Below are 18,433 nucleotides of genomic sequence, written 5' to 3'. Positions count from 1 at the left end.
CTGGTAAATTACCGTGTGTGTTAGTCAGTGAATCCTGAGTTTAGAGTAGAATAAACATCATTGCAATCGTTTGCATTTTAAATTTAACAATTAATATACATGAATACTAAGTTAACGTTTGCTTGACTGGCGAGTAATTAACTCTATATCAATAACTTGTGATTCGACTTTTTCACCTGAAAACTGCTGTATTAACTTTTTAACTAACAAAGTCGCAGCAAATTGGGTGTTTTGTTTAATTGTAGAAAGTGAAGGATGGCTGATATCAGCCATGGCAATGTCATCAAATCCAACCAGAGCCACATCGTTGGGAATACTCACGTAGCGCTCTTTCAGCGCTTTCATCGCCCCCAGTGCAACCATGTCACTACAGGCCATAATCGCATCAAAATACAACCCTTTTTCACGTAATAACTGGTTAATTGCTTGATACGCAGAGCGACTGGTAAGATCAATGGATATAACATGCTGCTCAAGTTTATGGGTAGAAAGTGCAGCAGCGTAACCACGATGCCTTTCACTAATTTCACCATGCTCAGGATCGCCTAAAAATAAAATATTTTTAGCACCGTGTTCTATTAAATGAGCGGTCGCTTGCATTCCTCCTAAGTAGTTATCGCTGCCGACAATAGGATAATTGCTTTGTGTTTTTGGATCCCCCCATACAACTAAAGGAATACCTGCATCGGCAGCCGCTTCTATATTAGTTTGGTTTTTTCCTTGCCCCACAACAATAATGCCATCTGCTCGGCGGCCATTAATAAAGTAATTAGCCCAGTCATCTTGCGCCATAATAGAGTTAGATAACAACAACTCTAACCCCTGTTGATTAAGCGCAAGGTTAATTTCGCTCACTACCTTGAGTAAAAATGGATCGCTGATTGATTGCTCGGTTTGCTCATCAAGATTAATAATGACGGCAACAACATTGGTCTTTTGCGTACGCAAACGGCTAGCCGCCGTGTTAAGGCTAAAATTATGTTTTTTTGCAAGCTGCTGAAGCTTGTCGCGGGTTTCTTGCTTAATGAGCGGGTTATTATTCAGCGCGCGCGAAACCGTTGAGGTAGACACCCCAGCAAGCTTTGCTAAATCAGCTAATTTAATTTTTTTATTATTCATAAAACCCTAAACGCTCCACTGCGGCTGTTGCTATATCTAACTTACTGACAATATAGCATTATTATTTTTTACTGGCTTGCCCATTAACTTAAAAATTACGCTCTTGTGTAATTACGCTCAATAAAACAACAGCCCTTATTAATAAATAATTTACAAATAAATATTGCAAACGTTTGCATTTATCTCTAGAGTTTCAATTTATACAGCCTGTTTACATTAAAATTTAATCAATCTCGCTGTAATACACACTGTTTAACACACTAAAAACGGGATCTCACACATGAAATTCAATAAAGCAAAAAGCATGCTAGCCTGTGCAATTACTTTAGCCCTAAGCACACACGCTGCTCTTGCAGCAGAACAAGCAAAAGAAAAAAAAGTTGAGCGAATTGTCGTTTCTGGTACACCCGCAGGTGTTGGGATCAGAAAGATTGATGCCAGCTACGCTGTAACAAATATTGATTCATCACAAATTATAAAATTATCACCTAAAAGTACTGCTGACTTATTTAAAGCCGTTCCCGGTGTGTGGGTTGAAAGCTCTGGCGGTGAGTCTGGTGCCAACGTATTTGTGCGTGGGTTTCCAGGAGGTGGTGATGCGCCATTTTTAACACTCAGTATTGAAGGCTCGCCAGTTTACCCTGCCCCTACTCTTTCATTTTTAGAAAACTCATCGTTATTTAGAATCGATGAAACGATTGAAACAATGGAAGCACTGCGTGGTGGTCCTAATCCTGTGCTATCCAATGGTCAGCCTGGTTTAACAACCAACTTTAGATTAAAACGTGGCAGTGAAGATACTCAAGGCTTATTTAAATACACCACCTCAGATTACGACTTACAACGGGTTGATGCTGTAGTAAGTGGTGAAATCACCGACGACCTATATTTTATGGTAGGCGGCTATGTTAAAAGCTCTCCTGGTATTCGTGATGCAGGCTTTACTTCTGAAAAAGGCAGCCAATTTACAATTAACATTACTAAAGAGTTAGACAATGGCGAGCTTAACTTTTATACCCGTCAAACAGACGATCATGGCGCATGGTACTTACCAACACCACTCAATGTTAATGGCATTGATGCTGAATATACCCAACTTGGCACACTTAACCGTCAAGCGACGATTTTTACCGGCCCAAATGCGCAACCACACGACATTGACCTAGGTGATGGCCGAGGATGGGATGGCCATGTATCCGGCGGTAGTATTAAACTTGAATTTGATAATGGCTGGCAATTTATTGATCGCTTCAATATTACCAAAGGCGATGCCAATACATTTGGCCTAGTACCTAATGGTTCAGCAACAACCGTTGGTGAATTGGCCGACAATGGCCAAACGGCATTCGGTGCGGTAACTAACACCGAATATGCTAGTGACACTGCGATTCAGCAACTGGGTCGCTGGGTAGTATTAAAAGAAATAAGCTCGTTTACTAACGACTTAGCTTTTTCAAAACAATTTGGTGACTTATCAGCCACTTTTGGTTATTACACAGCAAGCACATCTGCGAGCGATTGGTGGAGCTTAGGTAATACCGCGTATCATGTGCTGGAAGCTGGTGGTGAGTTATTAAATGGTATTGAATGTAACCAAAACACTGACGGGTGTGGTTTTAATTACGATATTAGCTCAACAGGCGATGCACGCACCAATGCCCTTTACTTTACAAGCCAATATAAATTTGCAGATGCATTTACGCTTGATTTAGGTGTACGTAAAGAAAACCATGATGTGCAGTACAGTGTTGATGAAGACCTTGACGGCATTATCACTAAAACTGTTGATTACGATGAAAGTAAAACCTCATGGACAACCGGTTTAAACTATTCAATTAATGACGACATGGGCGTGTTTGCACGTGTTAACCGTGGTTATAAAATGCCATATTTTGATGACTTTAGAGATAACTTTCGCGCATACCAAGGGGGTGAAAAACTAATTAAAGAAGTAACGCAGGGCGAACTAGGTTACAAGCTTATTTCAGACTCTACCGACTTCTACGCCACCTTTTTTGTCAATGAAGTAAAAGGCGATACCTTTGTAAGTCGCCCGGGTGTGCCGGCTGAAATTTTAACCAACGAAGCGTATGGTGTTGAACTTGATTACAACTTTAATCATGAATCTGGCTTTTCTGTTAATTTAAATACCACATTACAACAAACCGAAATCACTGAAAGTCCAGAAAATAAAGGCAATGAAGCACAGCGCCAGCCTAAATGGCAAGTACGTGTAACACCAAGCTATGACTTTGAAGTAGACGGCATGTACGCCACACTCTATGGTACTTTGTCAGCAGTAGATGACCGCTTTGGTAATAATGAAAACACCGTGACACTTGATGGCTACGAAAAAGTTGACTTAGGTTTAATTGTTGAACCAATGGAAGGCATTAAACTGCAATTAGCCATAGATAACCTAACCGACGAGCAAGGTATCACTGAAGGCGACCCACGTAATGCCGACGCGCCCAATGGCCGTTACATTATGCCGCGTACAACACGCTTAAGCGTTAGTTACGCATTTTAATACACTCCCTAAGCAAAAAATTAAAGCCGCTGTGTTTAGGGTCTGTTGATCTTTCAAGGTTAAATTTGCAGCAGTCTGTTTGGTATTTAGGCAAGGCAGAGCCTATGTGGTGTGGTTATTCCCCATAAATAGGCGATAACGCAGCATCAATACCAAACAGGCGCTGCCCTTCGGGTTCTGCCTAGGGGCGATTTACTCTTTGTTGCCTACATGGATGTAGGTAAGGGGCGTGAGCAGGACGCGGAAGCTTTGCTCGGCTTTTACTTAGCCCACTAGGTTACAATCCGAGCGCCGCGATTAAACCGCCCCTAGTTTAAACAAATTTTAATCCGCAAAGGTCAACAGACCCTAGTACACAGCGGCTTTTTTTATTATAGGTGTCAACCTATTAGCAAGCTCTCTATGCGCACTAACAGCTAAGTGTATGCCCTCTTTCTTGCAAGATTGTATCAGCAGATAACAATCTAAAAATTCACACGTGTGACGATCAGCGGCGGCTTTGAACTCAATGGATAATTGTTCAGCTTTTTTACCTGCACCTGCGTAAATGCTTTTATAACTTCCCACTTCATGAACCTTGGGCGGGCTTATAATGATTATCTTTGGTATTGTTTTACAATGATAAAAGGCTTTAATGGCTAAAATTAACTCCTCAAGCGCTTTGCCAATATCGATAGCAGACAGTGCAAAACGTGCTTTTAAGTCATTGGTGCCAAGCTGAATAATAACAACATCAACAGTGTGCGCTTCCAGATACGGTTTTAAATATTTAATGCCCGATTTATCTCCCATAAACGGGGGGTTATTGACTAAAGTACGATTAGGCTCCCCGGCTTCAATCACTTCAAAGCCGGTGCCCAACTGCTGCTTTAATAAAGTAGGCCAGCGTTCAATTTCGCTCAGCCGTTTGCCATCAACAGGAGAAATACCAAAGGTATTGGAATCACCAAAACACAGAATATTCATTAAAACGGATTCAATGTATAGCCTTGTTGCTGTAACTGCGCATGCGCAGTCATCGCAGAAAGCGCCATTTTCACCCCAGGTATAAGCTGATCTGCTGCTACCATCATATGCATTGCCGACTGCCCGCATACATATACCTGCGTGTTATTAGCAAGCAGCTGTTTAATTAAAGATTCGGTTTTGTTATCTTTTTCAAACCGAGCTTTATAATCACTGTTTTGCAGTACATCAACGCTGGCTCCACCGTGTACCACCAGCGCAAGCTGAATATTTTCTGGTTTTACGCCGTGAGCCACATGCATATTAATAAATCGCGCTAGCGAGTTAATATGATTATTTTGCGCGCCCTTTTCAGCGCCTTTACCTACATCAAAAGCTATCTTAAACTGCGCTTGGCTTAAATCAGACACATGCTCGGGCACATTATAAAAATAACCATAGTCTTTAATAACAGGCGCAGGCTCTGCAGCAAGAGTACTAAAGCTAGCCAAAAGTAAGCTTGAGCCAATAAGTAACGTTTTCATACATCATCCTTTTTACTTTTTGTTTAGCCTAACGCTATTTAACGTGATTAACTAGCCTGAACATGTGAATGCGCTTTAAAAGTCATTCCTAAATAATTAAAGGTATGTTTAAACATATCGATAAATGCGTCTGGCGCAGAGGGAGATGCGGCATTAGACAGCAGTGAAAACTGCTTTTGACGTAAAGTTCTAAGCTTCGGTTTTAACGCCTCATCATCCATGTAATCTGTGATCCTGTCCATAAATGCTTTCATTTGTGGCGTGGTGTTATACCAGTACACAGGCGATGCGAACACCCAATGTTCGTAGCGAAGTAACACTTCAAACAAATTATAAAAATCATCATTGTGATACTGCTTATCGTAGCGATAAGGTGAAATAACATAATCATCTAAGCAAAAAACAATGCCGCTTTGTTGCTTACTATAGGCATTAACTTGCGCGGTAGTATTGCCATTTTTACGACCACTTGAATATATGATTGCGATATTGTGTGCTGATTTTTCTTGCATTGGGTTAGCTCCTTTTTTTATGATGGAGCAAAGCTTAAAACCTCAAGTTAAGTTCAGGTCAATAAGAAATAATTTAATTTTTAAAAGGAATTGAAGTGATGGCGGTACAAAAAAAGCTTACTGAAGCCAACTTAACGGTTGGGTTTGTCGCTAAACGCAGTGGCGTTAAGGTATCTACACTGCACTTTTACGAAAATAAAGGGCTAATACGCAGTTGGCGAAACAGTGGCAATCAACGACGCTTTAAACCAGATGTACTAAGGCGAGTCGCAGTTATAAAAGCAGCACAAGCGATGGGGATCACGCTAGAAGAAATTAAACAAACTCTGGCAACGTTACCAGAGCAACGCACACCTACCCAAAAAGACTGGTCTGCACTTTCAAAACAATGGCAAGCACAGCTTGATGAGCGCATTGCTTATATGCAACGTTTACGTGAACGGGTTGATGGCTGTATTGGCTGTGGGTGTTTATCAATCAGCAAGTGCCCTATTTATAACAAAGACGACCACTTAGGTGAAAGCCAAAGTGGTGCCATTTTGTTAGAGCGAGATTAGTTAAATTTTACATGCACCATATATCGTAAAGAAATGCTCTGGCGCTTCTTCTATAGGTATGTCGTATGTTTGTGGCTCTTTGGCAATATCACACTCTAAGTTAGCGAGTAAGTTTTTTAGGGTATCACCCCCCTCGTGCATAGACACGGTTGTGTACCAAAGTACAACGCCCTCAGGCGTACCATTTTCTAAATAAAGATGCTGAACCAGTGATTCATTATCAAACATGTTTGCAGGCTTACTCGTTTTTATAGATTTTTCTGTAAAGGTAAAAAAACCATTATCATCGGTTATTGCTTCATCTTTATATTCATCACCATAAGTAAGCGAGCGCACAACCTTAGTATTTGCAACAGGCTGCCCTTTATCTAATAATTGCCCCTTCACCGGAGCCGATAAAACAAAATCCTGTTTATTAAAAAAACCAAACATATCTGCACAAGCCTGTGTTGAAGTAATACTAAATAAAATCACTAGTAAAATAGCTTTGAAAGCTGATATCGAAGTCCTCTCCATGGTTTAAACCCTAAAATGAATGTTTTTACTACTTCTTGAATGTTTGAAAGCTACATTATTAATGTTTGAAACCTAAATAAAGTCATCATTTATCAATAATTAACACAATTAGACCCATTAATATCCTTTAAGCACTAAACCCATAATCAGGAAGTTTAATTAACTTTTGAAGTTACTCATCGCATTTTGTATTACCGAAAAACCTAATGCTTAAATACCTTAGCAAATAAACACCCAGAAATAACTTAGAAAACATATATTAACCACAATACATACCCATAGCACTGCAATAAAGACTCGCTTTTGTGACTTATGTCGTAAACTTTGCTGCGCAATAAGTGCACCGGGCCATCCTCCAAATAAAGCCAATAGATGTAAGTGTCGTTCAGGTATACGACTCACCTTTTTATGGTTTGATTGTACCGCTTTTCGCTTATCCCATGCGTAATATACAAATGTAATACAGCTGATCGATGAAACATATATGGGTAAGTACATTTCAACTTCATTATTTAAGTAAGCTAACCAAAATAAGGCTATAAACAAGCTGGAAAATATAATTAAGCTACTTTTTATCAAAAAATAATCGCCTATAATGAAGATAATTAAAAGAAACACCAAGGTTAAATTATGACATATTTAAAGGCTTCGATGCTGCTGTTTTCACTATGTATATTCAGTATTCAAGCAAATAATAAAACGCATTTACTAGAGCCTGAGCTTGCGGTATTCACTCCTTACTTAGGTACTTGGCAAGCTGATTTTCATATAGATAAAAACCCGCTTCCAACCCAAGATGTGACCAAATGGGAGCGCACCTTAAATGGTAAAGCCATTCGCACTACGCATTCTATAAATGAAGGTGAGTATGGGGGCGAATCAATGATTTTCTATGATCGAAAAAAACAGTCATTAGTATTTTATTATTTTACTACGGCTGGCTTTTATACCAAAGGAGTCATGAAAGTGTTGAGCCCAACACAATTTGTTGCTTATGAAGACGTCACTGGCAGCCAAGAGGGAATCACTAAAGTTAAATCAACTAGTGAATTCAAGGATGAGCAATTTGTTGTTTCCACCAGTTATTTAAAAAAAGGTGAATGGACTAAGCCGCAAATTCGCACCTACCATCGCAGCAATAAAGAAGTAAAGTTTAAATAAGTTTTACTTATTGCCTTGTAATACCTAAAAACGTATTAGTTCTTTAAAAACAGTGTTCTAGCCATTAATAATTACGATTTTGAACTAGAACACTGATTTTAAGTTACTTTATAAATTTTCTAAACGCATTATCAACAGGCGTATCTGCAAGATGGTTGGTGTAATTACTCATCACCTTTTGCGCAAGACCCAATACAATTTCAAGAAGCTGTTGTTTTGTATACCCTGCTGCAAAAAACTTTTCCTGCTGTGACTGACTTAACACACCACGTTCTCGTGTCATTTCAAGCGTTGTCTCACGAAGTGTCTCAAGTTTAGGATCAGCAAGCGGGGTTTTATTGACTAATGCATCCACAATATTCTCATCAACCTTCATGGCAGCGGCTATACCACTGTGTGCTGGCACACAATAATGGCACTCGTGCTCAACATTAATTGATTGCCAAACAACCGTTAACTCTTGTGCATTAAACGATGTTTTTTGAAATAACTCATGCAGTACTTGATAACCCTTTAGCAATGTTGGTACCTCAGCCATCACAGCATGAAGATTAGGCAACATTCCAAAAGCGGCGACAGAGTCTGCTAATAAAGGTTTTGCCTCTGCTGATGCATTTTCTTGCGTGTATAAGGTAAATTCAGCCATAGTTTGCTCCTATATAATAAATAGTATTAAGTCGTGTTGAGAAACATATTATTTGATTTTGAGCGGTCGCTCAAGTTAAAATTGAACAGTCGCTCAAATTAATAGAAACTATTATGGCCAATAAAATTAAATTTGAACGTGAACATGTTGTTCGCGTGGCAAGTCAGCTGTTCTGGGAGAAAGGCTTTCATGCTACTTCTACCCGCGATTTGCAGGAAGCTATAAATATGCGCCCAGGAAGTATTTACTCTGCATTTGGCTCTAAAGAAGGGTTATACAGTGAATCTTTAAAAGACTACACCGTACAGATGAAAAGCCAAATTGAGGGCTTTATAGCAAACTCTGATTCGATTTTAGGTGGTTTGCGGGCATTTGTTGAAAATGTAATTATTAAAACCAAGGACTGCAGTCCAAGTGCTATTTGTATGTTAGTAAAAGCAAATACCGAATTTGCTGAAAAAGACACGGCTTTAAGTGAGTTAAGCGCAGGCTTACTGACTAAATTTGAATCTTATTTAACCACATTGTTTACCCGCGCTATTGAAAATGGTGAGCTAAGCGGTGATTTAACTGCAACTGCATACGCACAATTTTTCCAAGTGCAATTTACAGGATTACGAGGTTACTTTAATCGCCCTGCAGTCGAGCATTTGGCGATGCCGATGATCAACCAAATGTTTGTACTAATCAAAAAACTGTAATCCTATTGGGTGCTTGTCTTTGCGCTTAAATAAACTCTTTTTATATTCAGTTTGATTATTCAGCGTATAAAAAAGCGGCTAATCTGTATTAAATTAGCCGCTTATTTAACTCTAAATAAAAAATTTACGTTTTCAACTTATTCAGCTCAGCGTCTTGCTGTGCAACCAACTTATTGAGTTCTTGGCTGCTATCGCCTGCCTGAGCAGATAAATCAGAGAGCTGAGATGCCGCATCAGAAATAATAGTTAAATTACGATTTATTTCTTCAGTGACCAAACTTTGCTCTTCAGCTGCGGTTGCAATATGGGTGATTTGGTTAGTTATTTCATCCACTTTTACAACAACACTGTGCAGTGCATCAAAGGCAGTAGAAGTTTCATCAACTGCATTTTCAGCACGTACAACGCCTTTTTCGATGACAGTTGAGGCATTTCCTACTTCTGATAACAAGCTATCAATTAGGCTGCTAATATCATCGGTGGATGAGCGAGTTTTAGACGCTAAAGCCCTAACTTCATCCGCAACAACAGCAAAACCTCGGCCATGTTCACCTGCACGTGCAGCCTCAATGGCGGCATTCAATGCCAGTAAATTTGTTTGCTCAGAAATAGTTCGGATCACATCCAAAATTTGCGTAATATCATTACTACGTGAGGCCACTTTTTCGACTGCTTGGTTGGCTTCTTTGATTTCCTCAGACATTGTTTTAACTTGGGTCATCGCAGAAGATAAACTCGACTCGCTGCTAACCACTAAGGTATTGATTTCATCAGCTTGTTGCGCAGATTGCTCAGAAGCTTTTGCCACTTCAAGTGCTGTCGCGCTCATTTCGTTCATTGCCGTCACAACACTTTCAATTTCTTTAAACTGTGCCTGAACATTATGCTTGGTTTCTACGGCAATATTTGAGGTAACTTCGCCTTGATGCTTGGTTTGATCCGAGACCGCTTTTAGCTCACTAATAAGTTCACGCAGTTTTGATAAAAACTTATTAAATCCTCCGGCCAAAGCTATAAGCTCAGCATGCGTATCAACATGTAGTGTTTGTGTTAAATCACCTTCAGAGCTGGCTAGGTTATCTACACGTTCTTGTATTTGTTTAAGTGGCGCTACAACACTGCCTACTACAAGCTTCATTACTATAAATGCCAATACCGCAATCACAGTCCCCGTGATCAAAATAATCACACCCAGCTCTTTTGCAGCCTCAGACATCCCAGCAGTTAATTGAATAGGTCCTTCAAAGGCAAGTTCAGCGGGTACTTCAATTAGCAGCATCCATTTCACATCAGCAAGCTTAATTTCAATCGGGTAAGACACCATTATTTCAGCGCCTTGTTTGTTTGTTCCTTTGGTGCCTTTTAGAGCTTTATAACTCTCATAACTTTTAGCGCTAACCGCTTCTTTTAAAGGGCGACCTAGTTTTTCTTTGTAGTGGCTCGTACCTACAATTAAACCTAAATGACTAAGTAACGTTACTTTTGCTTTACCATCGTAAAGCGCTTTTGAAAGCTCTTCTGTCAATTTTTGAAATACAGGTAGTGTAATATCCGCGCCTGTTACCCCTACAAACTGGCCTGATTTAATAATAGGTACCACTAAAGAGGTCATCATTTCAGAATAACCCGGTGTTATTTCATAGAGGTAGGGTTCCATAATGCAGGGTTTTAATTTGTCTTTTGCACATAAGTACCATTCGGCTTCACGTAAACCGAATTCATTAATTTTATCAACATATTTTTCTGAGGCATCTTCTACTACTTGTTGTTCAACAACGCCGTTCGAACTTCTCGTTAGATAAACCTCTAGTGTGCCAGCTCCAGCAACTGAATGATCGTACCCTTGGGTAAAATCACTATCTTTGCCATCAAAGCCATTTTTTTCAAACTGTGAGTAAATACTAGAAATAACATCATTGCTTTCTAGTATTGAGCGATTTAGTAGAACAACAGACTCTCTGTTTATGGATGTTTTATCGGCGTCTTCTAAAATACTGCCAAGAGAGTATGGGATCCGATAAGCTTCATTGATAAATGCCGCAATTTTCTCACCATATGCTGCTGCATTTGCGGTTAAGCGACCATCTACTTCACTGACAATTAATGCTTCTGCCTCTGAAGAGGTTTGTGCATTACTTGATGATAATTTAGACCACAATATTCCTGAAAATAGTACAACCGTTAAAAGTATACTTCCAACACTTATCCACAATAACTTTTTTGCTAACGCTATTTCCCGCATTAAAATTACCTTACCTTACATATGTATTTTTTAGTTTAGACCAATTAAAAGAACATACTATAAAATATTTCAGAAATACCGTTTAGTGACTTATTTTAGTATTTAGTGTTCGGCTAACTTTGTTTAGTTAACCGTTGAGTGAGTAAACAAACGAGAAAAAGTAAGCTAGCGCTTACCCACAAACAGGCCTGCAGTCCATATACTTTATACATAAAACCAGAAAGTACTGTCCCGACCAGTCTTCCTGCAGCGTTAGCCATGTAATAAAAACCTACATCCAGAGAAACACCATCACTTTTAGCAAGGCTGACAATCAAATAACTGTGTAATGATGAGTTAATAGCAAATGCAGCACCAAAAATAAATAACCCAACAATTAGCGTAGTGTTTACAGCTATATTCAACTGCATCAAACAAGCTAATAACAAGGTGACACACGCCAATACTCCCCCCCAGTAATACGCTTTCTTTATCGCATCATTACTGACAAGTGACTTGCCTGTAATTTTTGGTGCTTGAGATTGCACTACCCCATAAGCAATCACCCATAGTGCCATAAAACCACTAACCCACCAGTGTGGCCAATTAAATTGCGAGGCTAAATAAACAGGCAGTGCAACAACAAACCATACATCACGAGCAGCAAATAAACAAAACCGAGCGGCACTGAGTAAATTAATTGCCCTAGACTTAGAAAATAACGCTTTAAATTTTGGTTTATTTTTAGCTTTGCCTATATCACCCTCTAAATACACTAAGCTAATGATCCAAGCGATAGTTAAAAGCATAATTAAAGCAACTAACGCTCCAACAAATCCTAGTAAAGTAAGTAATAGCCCCCCTAAAAAGAAGCCAACTCCTTTTAATGCATTTTTAGAGCCCGTTAATATAGCAATCCATTTGTATAATTGGCTTTGCTGATTGTCACCTTCGGGAACTAAATATTTAATCGCACTTTTAGCGCTCATTTTATTGAGATCTTTGGCAACCCCACTTAAGGCTTGCGCTAACATTACATAACTTACCGATAACCAATCGCTTGGTGCACACAACATAGCTAAAGCCACAACTTGCAACCCTAATCCTATGTTCATGGTTTTATTTAAACCTAAATGCGCACCTAACCAACCGCCAATTAAGTTAGTAATAACCCCAAATAACTCATAAAACACAAACAGCATGGCAATCGCGAGCGCGCCATACCCTAACTGATGAAAATACAGCACCACCAGCATGCGAAGTGCGCCATCTGTTAGTGTAAAAGCCCAGTAATTACCCGTAATAATGCCATACTGTTTTAAAGCCGATGGTAAATTGGCGATTTGCGAAAACATCTTCAATACCCTGAACTAGTTTACTAAATCACTTTGTCCTACTTTGAGCATCAGCTCAGCAGTCCGGTTGGCATAACCCCATTCATTGTCATACCAAGCATAGAGTTTAAGTTGAGTGTGGTTTATAACCATTGTCGAAAGCGCATCTATAATTGTGCTACGAGGGTCTGTTTTGTAATCAATAGATACCAATGGCTTTTCTTCATAGCCTAAAATGCCTTTTAGCTTGTTATTAGCCGCTTGCTTAAACCATCCATTCACTTCTTGTTCGGTTACACCACGCTCTAGTTCAAACACGCAATCAGTAATTGATGCATTGGTTAGGGGGACTCGAACCGCATGGCCGTTTAATTTTCCTTTAAGCTCAGGGAATATCTGCGTAATAGCCGTTGCACTGCCGGTAGTGGTAGGAATTAAACTTGTTCCGCATGAGCGCGCGCGACGTAAATCTTTATGAGGTGCATCTATAATGGTTTGGGTGTTGGTAATGTCATGAATCGTTGTTATGGATCCATGCTTAATCCCTACTTTTTCTTGCAATACTTTTACCACAGGCGCTAAACAATTTGTTGTGCATGAAGCCGCGGTAACAATTTTATGTAACTGCGGATTATAAAGATGATCGTTCACCCCTATTACCACATTCAAAACACTCTCTTCTTTAACTGGGGCAGTAACAACCACACGCTTTACACCTTGCGCTAAATAAGCGTTGAGTAATTCTGTTGTTTTCATTTTACCGCTGGCTTCAATCACCACATCACATTGTGACCAGTCAGTCTCTGCAATCGATTTATTATTCGTTACTTTAACCGTATGCTTTGCTACAGAAAAACTATTATCATCGGCTTGCACCTCATATTTTAGGCGCCCGTGAACCGAGTCAAATTCTAATAAATGGGCATGTGTTTTCGCATCAGCAGCCACATCATTAACATGTACAAATTCAACCTCAGGCCAATCAATTGCCGCTCGTAAGGTTAAACGTCCGATTCGTCCAAAACCATTTATGCCTACTTTAATCGTCATTATAAAATTCCTTTAGTTAGTCACAGCATTTTAAAATTCGCTCAGGACGCTTGCCCATCACATTTAAACGCTGTAATTGATGCTCATAAAATGTAGGGGTGGCATGTAATGTTTTTGTAATTACATCTTTCGCCCAATCAGGTAGTGATTTATTTAAGCTATAGAACACCCATTGATTTTGCTTACGATCAGCAAGCAAACCGCATTGACGTAATACAGCTAAATGCCGTGAAATTTTAGGCTGGCTTACATCAAGTGCCGCCACTAATTCACATACACATAACTCATCTTCATGCGCAATAAGCAGTATTGTCTTTAAGCGGGTGTCGTCAGCGATACATTTAAAAAAATGCAGAGGATTTAGTTGATTCATACAGTGTAGTCTTGTTTTGCATACAACAACAATATATGAAAAGAAAGACATATGGAATAGTGAATATATGAAATTTCATATATTCAGGTAAAGTTATCTATTTTCCGCGTCAACTCAAGTTTGGCTTTTAGAGGTGTGCCCAATAAAAAACACGCAATGATCACTCATGGCGTGTTTTTATAAACAATATAAAGAGGTTAATTAAATAACCGACAGCTCTACTTCAATATTGCCACGAGTTGCATTTGAATATGGACATACTTGATGTGCTTTCTCTACCAAGGCTTGTGCCGCTGCTTTGTCCATATCACCTAGTGATACAGCCAATTTTACAGCAATACCAAAACCGGCATCAATCGCACCAATAGACACTTCAGAGTTAATGTAAGTATCACTTGGTAACGCAATTTTTTCGCTACCCGCTACAAACTTAAGTGCACCAATAAAACAGGCAGCATAACCTGCTGCAAATAATTGCTCTGGATTAGTGCCTTGTCCATCGTCACCACCTAACCCTTTAGGTGTTGATAAGTTAACATTTAAACGACCATCATCCGATTTAGCAACGCCTTCACGTCCGCCTGTTGCCGTTGCTTTTGCTGTATAAGCTACATTTTGTAATACATTCATAGTGAACTCCTAAGATTAAAATTTCTAAGTTAATTACTTTGCATGCAAAATAATAGATCAACTAAATTCCGATTGCAAATACTTTGCATGCAAACTAAAATACTCTGTATTGAAATGAAGGATAAAGCGATGTCGTTTGAACAGTTAAAATTAAAAAATCAGTTATGCCATCGTTTATATATGGCGTCCAACAGCATAGCCCGTGCCTATCGAGAACCTCTAGCTGAGCTTAACCTTACCTATCCTCAGTATGTTGTTATGATGGCGCTGTGGGAACAAGATGAAGTAACCATCGCTGAGCTAATAGATAAAACCGCAATTGATGGTGGCGCGCTTACTCAAATATTAAAAAAAATGACCGACAAGTCATTACTTAACGTTATAAAAGACGAACACGATAAGCGTAAGCGTTTGGTGCAACTGACTCACACGGGCCACTCTTTAAAACTTGAAGCTGCCGACATCCCAAAAAGGATTCTTTGCAAATTTGACAGTATCGACACAACCCAAGCACAACAATTAATGCAGTTACTCGACTTAGTGGTCAATGATCTGACCGACTAAAAACCCAGCTTTACCCAGCTATAACTTAACAAACAAGGCGTTAATTAATGACTCATTTAAAAAAACGACTTATTGCTATTACTTACAGCATTACATTACTGGTAAGTAATGGAGCACTTGCCAATAATAGTGAATTAACCACTGTTGCGACATTTGATGCACAACACCCGCCTGGCAACATAGCCATTACGCCATCTGGCCGTAAGTTTTTATCTATACATGGTTTTTATGGGCAAAATCAAAAAATCATGGAGCTATTAAGTGATGGCACCACTAAACCCTACCCTAATGAGCAATGGGCTTACGCATACAACAAAGGTAAGGGCTTTTACGGGGTACTCGGTGTTAATGTATCAAGCGACGGCATACTATGGATGCTTGATACCTCAGGGCCCGATCATGCGGGGCGATTAGTTGGTTGGGATACCAACCAAGAGCAACTGCATAAAATTATTTACCTAGCCAAGCCAACAATTACCGATACCTCGTTTTTAAACGATTTAGTCATCGATAATAAACACGGCGTTATTTACATTGCCGATACAGCACAAGGCACTCAGGCTGCAATTATTATAGTAAACCTAAAAACCGGTGAAGCGCGAAGAGTATTACAAGATAGCCAATACACCACCGCCGAAAATATTGATATGGTTATTAATGGCCGAACAATGCGCCTGGGCGGACAACCTGCGCGTTTAGGTGTTAACCCAATTACGCTTGATCCTAACGAAGACTGGCTTTACTTTGGGTCAATGTCGGGGACTTCGGTTTATCGTATTGCCACCAGCGCAATTAACAACGAGCAGCTTTCAGCAAAAGCGCTAGAAGCCAAAGTAATGCGCTACGGCACTAAACCCATTTCCGACGGCATTACGGTGGATGGGGGCGGTAACGTCTATGTGACCGATATAACCAATGGTGCAATTGGCGTCGTAAAACCAAATGGCGACTATGAAGTGTTATTTAAAGATGATCGCCTAAGCTGGCCAGATGGCTTTAGTTATGGTGCAGATCATAAAATATATTTTACAGTAAACGATTTGCACAACTCGCCGGTGTTAAGCAATGATAAAACTCAAAACCCTAATAAGTTTAAAGTGATGTCGTTTACGCCCCTTGTAAAAGGTAAAGTAGGTCGTTAATAACCTAACGTAATTACCCTAGCCCTGTCATGTAATGCAGGGCTTTATAACATCACACCAAAAAAGTGCATATTTTATAATTACTCCCCCAATTTGGTGCTTCAGCCAAATTAGGCATTAAAGAAATAATAGTAAATATCTGATTTATATTCATAAAATATTCAATAAACAATTGGCATACTTCTTCCTTATATTTAATTGTCATTAGTTACACCAAGGAAAAAAATTATGTCTAATTTATACAACACTCTTTATTTTTTATGGCGCTTAGATATCACAGTGTGGCAAGTTAATGAGCCAACAAATACGCATACCACCAGTGAGAAAGAGCGTATCTACTCGCGTTAAAACTATTTTTGAACAGACTTTGCAAGCTAAGTCATAGCGTTGTATTGTAAAAGACTATTTAATTGGTTAGTGGAACGTGTATGCATGCTTTAGAAGTTAATTTTGACGGCTTAGTCGGCCCTACTCACAACTACGCAGGTTTGTCGTATGGAAATGTTGCCTCGTTAAACAACGCGGCGAGCTTTTCAAATCCGCAAGAAGCAGTATTGCAGGGCTTGGCTAAAATGAAAGCCATGCACGATAAAGGCTTAACCCAAGGGGTATTTGCGCCTCATGCTCGCCCAGATTTAAATGTATTGCGGCGTTTAGGGTTTACTGGCAACGATGCACAAGTCATTAATAAAGCCTTTAAAGCCGATCCTATTTTATTGCGCGCTTGTTACTCTGCCTCAGCCATGTGGACCGCTAATGCAGCCACCGTATCGCCTTCACCTGATACTAACGACGGCAAAGTACACTTCACTGCGGCTAATCTAAATAATAAATTTCATCGCTCTTTAGAGCCAAACACCACTACACGTTTGCTCAAAGCGATGTTTAATAACGAACAATACTTTGCACACCATTCACATTTGCCTGAGCAAGGTTTTTTTGGTGATGAAGGCGCAGCAAACCATACTCGCCTGTGCGACAGCCATGGTGAAACCGGGCTAGAATTATTTGTATTTGGTGCAAGTGCCTTCAACAGTCAGCTTGTTAAACCCGTTAAGTTCCCTGCAAGGCAAACTTTGGAAGCGTCTGAAGCCATTTGTCGATTGCACAATATAAAAGATACCAGCCAAATACTATTACAACAAAACCCTGATGTGATTGACCAAGGGGTGTTCCATAATGATGTAATCGCGGTGGGTAACGCTAATGTTTTATTATGCCATCAGCAGGCGTTTTTAAATCAAACGCAAGCATTAGACGATATCCGCGAAGCCTATGTAGGTAACAAACAGCTTTATATTATTGAAGTGCCAACCAGCAAAGTGAGTATTCAAGATGCCGTTAGTAGCTATTTATTTAATAGCCAACTGGTTAGCCTTAGTGACGATAAAATGTTGCTCGTTGCCCCACAAGAATGCCAGCGTAATCCTGCTGTAAAAGCGTATATTGAAGAAATGATTATTGCCGATAACCCAATAAATCAAGTGCAATTTTTTGATTTGCGCCAAAGTATGCAAAATGGCGGCGGGCCTGCTTGTTTACGGTTACGTGTGGCGCTTAATAGCCAAGAATTAGCAGCGGTAAATCCTGAGGTTATTTTAAATGAGCAAAAGTACACCCAATTATGCGATTGGGCTACGCGCCATTACCGAGATAAGCTTGGTGCCAACGATTTTGCAGACCCTGCTTTACTAACCGAAAGCTACCAAGCGCTTGATGAGTTAACCCAGTTACTTAGCCTAGGATCGGTATACCCATTTCAACTAGAAGCTTAATTGCTTTCGGCTACTAGGGTTTGAAACATACGTTCAAACCCTTATCGCTAATTTCTCTAAATTCAATTAAGGTTAAGTTTATATAATTATACTTATAGCTTAACTATTCAAA

At 39.6% G+C, this 18,433-nt stretch carries 19 protein-coding genes; 7 read left to right on the top strand and 12 right to left on the bottom strand.

Translation table 11 applies throughout. The features are described from left to right. Positions 1-111: 111 nt before the first annotated feature. Positions 112-1,119, bottom strand: coding sequence for a LacI family DNA-binding transcriptional regulator (locus A9479_RS13880; protein ID WP_010389326.1), 1,008 nt, complete (start codon positions 1,117-1,119; stop codon positions 112-114). Positions 1,120-1,399: 280 nt separating this feature from the next. On the opposite strand from A9479_RS13880, the gene A9479_RS13875 reads away from it, so the two are divergent. Continuing rightward, positions 1,400-3,649 (top strand): TonB-dependent receptor, encoded by a 2,250-nt coding sequence (locus A9479_RS13875; RefSeq protein WP_064663729.1) that lies wholly within the window; start codon positions 1,400-1,402, stop codon positions 3,647-3,649. A gap of 348 nt (positions 3,650-3,997) precedes the next feature. On the opposite strand, the gene A9479_RS13870 is transcribed toward A9479_RS13875, so the two are convergent. The 3 genes from A9479_RS13870 to A9479_RS13860 are packed head-to-tail and all read right to left on the bottom strand — an operon-like array spanning position 3,998 to position 5,651. Further along, positions 3,998-4,615, bottom strand: a complete 618-nt coding sequence (locus A9479_RS13870) for a GDSL-type esterase/lipase family protein (RefSeq protein WP_064663728.1) — start codon at positions 4,613-4,615, stop codon at positions 3,998-4,000. Next, the gene (locus tag A9479_RS13865; RefSeq protein ID WP_064663727.1) at positions 4,615-5,139 is read right to left on the bottom strand and encodes a DsrE family protein; all 525 of its coding nucleotides are present in this window, start codon (positions 5,137-5,139) and stop codon (positions 4,615-4,617) included. The genes A9479_RS13870 and A9479_RS13865 overlap by 1 nt, the downstream gene beginning before the upstream one ends. A gap of 47 nt (positions 5,140-5,186) precedes the next feature. After that, positions 5,187-5,651: a flavodoxin family protein gene (locus tag A9479_RS13860; RefSeq protein WP_064663726.1), complete on the bottom strand. Its 465-nt coding sequence runs from the start codon at positions 5,649-5,651 to the stop codon at positions 5,187-5,189. 98 nt (positions 5,652-5,749) lie between these two features. On the opposite strand from A9479_RS13860, the gene soxR reads away from it, so the two are divergent. Continuing rightward, positions 5,750-6,208, top strand: a complete 459-nt coding sequence (gene soxR, locus A9479_RS13855) for a redox-sensitive transcriptional activator SoxR (protein ID WP_064663725.1) — start codon at positions 5,750-5,752, stop codon at positions 6,206-6,208. On the opposite strand, the gene A9479_RS13850 is transcribed toward soxR, so the two are convergent. After that, positions 6,209-6,724, bottom strand: coding sequence for a DUF6795 domain-containing protein (locus A9479_RS13850; RefSeq protein WP_197487260.1), 516 nt, complete (start codon positions 6,722-6,724; stop codon positions 6,209-6,211). A 219-nt stretch (positions 6,725-6,943) separates the two neighbouring features. Further along, positions 6,944-7,303 (bottom strand): DUF1294 domain-containing protein, encoded by a 360-nt coding sequence (locus tag A9479_RS13845; protein ID WP_064663724.1) that lies wholly within the window; start codon positions 7,301-7,303, stop codon positions 6,944-6,946. A gap of 51 nt (positions 7,304-7,354) precedes the next feature. Here A9479_RS13845 and A9479_RS13840 point away from each other — a divergent pair, with 51 nt between their 5' ends. Further along, entirely contained in the window at positions 7,355-7,885 is a 531-nt protein-coding gene (locus tag A9479_RS13840; RefSeq protein ID WP_064663723.1) for a hypothetical protein, read from the top strand. Positions 7,886-7,988: 103 nt separating this feature from the next. Here the strand turns inward: A9479_RS13840 and A9479_RS13835 are convergent, their stop codons facing one another. Further along, entirely contained in the window at positions 7,989-8,531 is a 543-nt protein-coding gene (locus A9479_RS13835) for a carboxymuconolactone decarboxylase family protein (RefSeq protein WP_064663722.1), read from the bottom strand. A gap of 113 nt (positions 8,532-8,644) precedes the next feature. Between A9479_RS13835 and A9479_RS13830 the strand changes: the two genes are divergently transcribed. Further along, the gene (locus tag A9479_RS13830) at positions 8,645-9,232 is read left to right on the top strand and encodes a TetR/AcrR family transcriptional regulator (protein WP_013462952.1); all 588 of its coding nucleotides are present in this window, start codon (positions 8,645-8,647) and stop codon (positions 9,230-9,232) included. A 124-nt stretch (positions 9,233-9,356) separates the two neighbouring features. Here A9479_RS13830 and A9479_RS13825 read toward each other — a convergent pair whose 3' ends face one another. From A9479_RS13825 to A9479_RS13805, 5 genes are all read right to left on the bottom strand, one after another. Beyond that, positions 9,357-11,474 (bottom strand): methyl-accepting chemotaxis protein, encoded by a 2,118-nt coding sequence (locus A9479_RS13825; RefSeq protein WP_033102988.1) that lies wholly within the window; start codon positions 11,472-11,474, stop codon positions 9,357-9,359. Positions 11,475-11,587: 113 nt separating this feature from the next. Further along, positions 11,588-12,808, bottom strand: coding sequence for an organoarsenical effux MFS transporter ArsJ (gene arsJ, locus A9479_RS13820; RefSeq protein WP_033102989.1), 1,221 nt, complete (start codon positions 12,806-12,808; stop codon positions 11,588-11,590). Between the two features lie 15 nt (positions 12,809-12,823). Continuing rightward, positions 12,824-13,837 carry an ArsJ-associated glyceraldehyde-3-phosphate dehydrogenase gene (locus A9479_RS13815; protein WP_036955243.1) on the bottom strand — a complete coding sequence of 338 codons (1,014 nt, stop codon included), beginning with the start codon at positions 13,835-13,837 and terminating at the stop codon, positions 12,824-12,826. A gap of 16 nt (positions 13,838-13,853) precedes the next feature. Then, positions 13,854-14,210, bottom strand: coding sequence for a metalloregulator ArsR/SmtB family transcription factor (locus A9479_RS13810; RefSeq protein WP_013462948.1), 357 nt, complete (start codon positions 14,208-14,210; stop codon positions 13,854-13,856). A 201-nt stretch (positions 14,211-14,411) separates the two neighbouring features. Further along, entirely contained in the window at positions 14,412-14,840 is a 429-nt protein-coding gene (locus A9479_RS13805; protein WP_013462947.1) for an organic hydroperoxide resistance protein, read from the bottom strand. 129 nt (positions 14,841-14,969) lie between these two features. Here A9479_RS13805 and A9479_RS13800 point away from each other — a divergent pair, with 129 nt between their 5' ends. The 3 genes from A9479_RS13800 to astB all read left to right on the top strand — a co-directional run bounded on the left by A9479_RS13800 (position 14,970) and on the right by astB (position 18,321). Then, on the top strand, positions 14,970-15,404 hold the full coding sequence (locus A9479_RS13800) for a MarR family winged helix-turn-helix transcriptional regulator (protein ID WP_064663721.1): 435 nt from the start codon (positions 14,970-14,972) through the stop codon (positions 15,402-15,404). 47 nt (positions 15,405-15,451) lie between these two features. Next, a complete protein-coding gene (locus A9479_RS13795; RefSeq protein WP_036955246.1) occupies positions 15,452-16,546 on the top strand; it encodes an L-dopachrome tautomerase-related protein in 1,095 nt (364 codons plus the stop codon). Between the two features lie 428 nt (positions 16,547-16,974). After that, the gene (astB, locus tag A9479_RS13790) at positions 16,975-18,321 is read left to right on the top strand and encodes an N-succinylarginine dihydrolase (protein ID WP_064663720.1); all 1,347 of its coding nucleotides are present in this window, start codon (positions 16,975-16,977) and stop codon (positions 18,319-18,321) included. The last annotated feature ends 112 nt before the right edge of the window (positions 18,322-18,433 follow it).

It is taken from the genome of Pseudoalteromonas sp. MQS005, from assembly GCF_001661605.1.
Lineage (GTDB): Bacteria > Pseudomonadota > Gammaproteobacteria > Enterobacterales > Alteromonadaceae > Pseudoalteromonas > Pseudoalteromonas tetraodonis.
This window is presented reverse-complemented; position numbering and strand designations above follow the sequence as displayed.